Raw genomic sequence first — 4,053 nt, 5'->3', positions numbered from 1 at the left:
GGCTATCGCATCGCCACAACCACCGTTGCCGGCAACCGTGTAGGTCATGGTCGCCGTTCCGGCTCCAACACCATTAATTAGGCCAGTTGAAGGATCAATAGTCGATACACCTGGTTGATCAGAAGTCCATATGCCTCCTGCAATCGTTGAATTAAAAGTGGTTGTACCTCCTACACATACATTTTGATTTCCACCCAAAGTACCTGCAATTGGAGCAGCCGTGACTGTCACTGTTCTGGTCGCTATCGCATCTCCACAACCTCCTGTACCTATAACGGTATAAGTCATCGTTACAGTTCCGGAACCAAGCCCATTGATCAATCCTGTGGAAGGATCTATAGTGGCTACAGCAGTATTTCCTGAGCTCCAGCTTCCTCCATTTATTGTAGAATTAAATGTTGTGGTACTTCCAACACAAATACTTTGATTACCTCCCAAGGTACCCGCAATTGGAGCAGCTGTGACCGTAACTGTTCTGGTCGCTATCGCATCGCTACATCCCCCTGTACCTGTAACGGTATAAGTCATCGTTGCTGTTCCGGAACCAAGCCCATTGATCAATCCTGTAGAAGGATCAATAGTCGCCACACTGGTGTTGTCTGAACTCCAAACTCCTCCTGTTTCTGTAGAACTAAAAGTTGAAGTGCTACCTATACAGATGTTGCGTGTACCGCTTAAAGTACCTGCAACTGGTGCAGCTGTGACCGTAATTGTTCTGGTCGCTACCGCATCGCTACATCCCCCTGTACCTGTAACGGTATAAGTCATCGTTGCTGTTCCGGAACCAAGCCCATTGATCAATCCTGTGGAAGGATCAATAGTCGCCACACTAGTGTTGTCTGAACTCCAAACTCCTCCTGTTTCTGTAGAACTAAAAGTTGAAGTGCTACCTATACAGATGTTGCCTGTACCGCTTAAAGTACCTGCAACAGGTGCAGCGGTCACAGTAACCACTTTGGTTACCATCGCATTTCCACAGCCTCCGGTACCGGAAACGGTATACGTTATTGTTGAAGTACCGGCAGACAAAGCGCTGATCTGACCTGCCGCGTCAATACTTGCCACAGCCGAATTTGAGCTGCTCCATGTTCCGCCTAAAACTGTCGAACTAAAAGTAGCAGTGCTTCCTACACATATATTTCCGCTTCCACTTAAAGTACCTGCAACAGGTGCCGCTGTCACGGTAACCACTCTTGTGGCTATCGCATCGCCACAACCACCGTTGCCGGCAACCGTGTAGGTCATGGTCGCCGTTCCAGCTCCAAAACCATTAATTAGGCCAGTTGAAGGATCAATAGTCGCTACACCTGGTTGATCAGAAGTCCATACGCCTCCTGCTATTGTAGAATTAAAAGTGGTTGTACTTCCTACACATACATTTTGATTTCCGCCCAAAGTACCTGCAATTGGAGCAGCTGTGACCGTAACTGTTCTGGTCGCTATCGCATCTCCGCAACCTCCTGTACCTGTAACGGTATAAGTCATCGTTGCGGTTCCGGAACCAAGCCCATTGATCAATCCTGTAGAAGGATCAATAGTGGCTACAACAGTATTTCCTGAGCTCCAGCTTCCACCATTTATTGTAGAATTAAATGTTGTGGTACTTCCAACACAAATACTTTGATTACCTCCCAGGGTACCCGCAGTTACCGGCGCTGTTACGGTGATTACTCTGGTATCTGTTGCATTTCCACAACCTCCTGAACCTGGAACCGTGTAAGTCATTGTCGCAGTTCCTGCAGTTAAGGCAGTAATCTCTCCTGTGCTGGCATTGATCGTCGCTACAGCAGTATTCCCTGAACTCCAGCTTCCTCCGCTTATTGTTGAACTGAAGGTTGAACCATTGCCAATACAAACACTTTGTACTCCGCTTAGCGTACCTGCAACTGCTGCAGCTGTGACCGTAACTGTTCTGGTCGCTACCGCATCGCTACATCCCCCTGTACCTGTAACGGTATAAGTCATCGTTGCTGTTCCGGAACCAAGCCCATTGATCAATCCTGTGGAAGGATCAATAGTCGCCACGCTGGTGTTGTCTGAGCTCCAAACCCCTCCTGTTTCTGTAGAACTAAAAGTTGAAGTGCTGCCTATACAGATGTTACGTGTACCGCTTAAAGTACCTGCAACAGGTGCAGCGGTCACAGTAACCACTTTGGTTACCGTCGCATTTCCACAGCCTCCCGTACCGGAAACGGTATAAGTTATTGTTGAAGTGCCGGCAGACAAAGCGCTGATCTGACCTGTAGCATCAATAGTTGCCACAGCCAAATTTGAGCTGCTCCAACTTCCGCCTAAAACTGTCGAACTAAAAGTAGTATTGCTTCCTACACATATGTTTCCGCTTCCACTTAAAGTACCTGCAACAGGCGCCGCTGTCACGGTAACCACTCTTGTGGCTATCGCATCGCCACAACCACCGTTACCGGCAACCGTGTAGGTCATGGTCGCCGTTCCGGCTCCAACACCATTAATTAGGCCAGTTGAAGGATCAATAGTCGCCACACCTGGCTGATCAGAAGTCCATACGCCTCCTGCGATCGTTGAATTAAAAGTGGTTGTACTTCCTACACATACATTTTGATTACCGCCCAAAATACCTGCAATTGGAGCAGCTGTGACTGTAACTGTTCTGGTCGCTATCGCATCAGCACATACCCCTGTACCTGTAACAGTATAAGTCATCGTTGCAGTACCGGCTGATATACCTGTAATTTCTCCTGTAGCAGGATCAATTGTTGCTACACCTGTATTGTCTGAATCCCAATGACCTCCGGATTCCGTTGAACTAAAAGTGGTATTACTGCCTGTACAAATATGCTGAACACCGCTCAGAGTGCCCGACACAGGTGCCGGTGATACGCTCACCGCTACGCTTCTGGTGTTGGTTACCGTTGAACAACCACCAGTTCCAGTAATGGAATAGGTTATTGTTGCCGTTCCACCAGAAACTCCTGTAATCATACCTGTCTGTTCATCTATTGTGGCAATAGCATTGTCACTAGAGGTCCAGCTTCCACCTTCTATAGTGGAATAGAAGTTAGTGGTGCCTCCTAAACAAACATCCTGAGTTCCTCTTAACGTTCCTGCGCTTGAAACCGAAGAAACAGCCACATTTCTTGTTGCCGATACATCGGCACAATTCCCCGTACCTGATACGGTATATGTCATCGTTGCTGAACCATTGGCCACACTAGTCACCAGCCCTGAACCTGGGTCAATAGTTGCTACAGATGGATCACTTGAACTCCATGTTCCTCCGCTTACAGTCGAACTGAATGCGGAAGTACTTCCTAAACAAATATTTTGATTACCACTCAATACTCCAGGGCTTGGTGCAGCAGTGACGATTACGTTCCTTGTCACTGTGGCATTACCACAACCACCTGCCCCTGCAACAGTATAAGAAATAGTTGCCGTTCCAGCAGCCAGGCCATTAATCACTCCTGTCGAAGGATCTACTGTAGCTATAGATGCGGCGTTAGATGACCATGTTCCTCCAGTTGTAGTTGAGATAAAAGTACTCGTTCCGCCAACACAGATATTCTGGTTACCAGATAAGGTACCTGCATCCGGTGCCACCGTTAGCGTTATGGTTCTTGTAGCGACTGCATCAGAACAGCCACCAATACCTGTTACGGTATAAGTCATTGTTACTGTACCTGCAGTAACACCAGTTACCAGTCCGGTTGAAGGATCAATGGTTGCGATTGATGTATTTCCTGAACTCCAGTTTCCTCCGCTGATTGTTGAACTGAACGTAGTGCTGCTTCCAGAACAAATATTTTGGGTTCCGCTTAAGGTACCTGCAATTGGCTCAGCATTAACAGTCACTGTTCTGGTCACTGTTGCATTACCACAACCTCCGGCACCTGCAACTGTATAGGTCATCGTAGACGTTCCTGCGGTTAATCCATTAATTACTCCTGTTGTCGGATCGATGGTTGCCACAGCAGTATTTCCTGAACTCCAGCTTCCTCCGGTGATTGTTGAACTGAAAGTAGTGGTACTTCCGGCACAAACGTTTTGAATTCCGCTTAAAGTTCCTGCAACTGG

1 protein-coding gene is annotated in these 4,053 nt (G+C 47.6%); it reads right to left on the bottom strand.

From position 1 onward, the window contains the following. The coding region (locus R2Q94_RS22060) for a beta strand repeat-containing protein (RefSeq protein ID WP_316823640.1) at window positions 1–4,053 on the bottom strand (4,053 nt) is incomplete at both ends.

This window comes from Pedobacter gandavensis, assembly GCF_032678465.1.
Lineage (GTDB): Bacteria > Bacteroidota > Bacteroidia > Sphingobacteriales > Sphingobacteriaceae > Pedobacter > Pedobacter gandavensis_B.
This window is presented reverse-complemented; position numbering and strand designations above follow the sequence as displayed.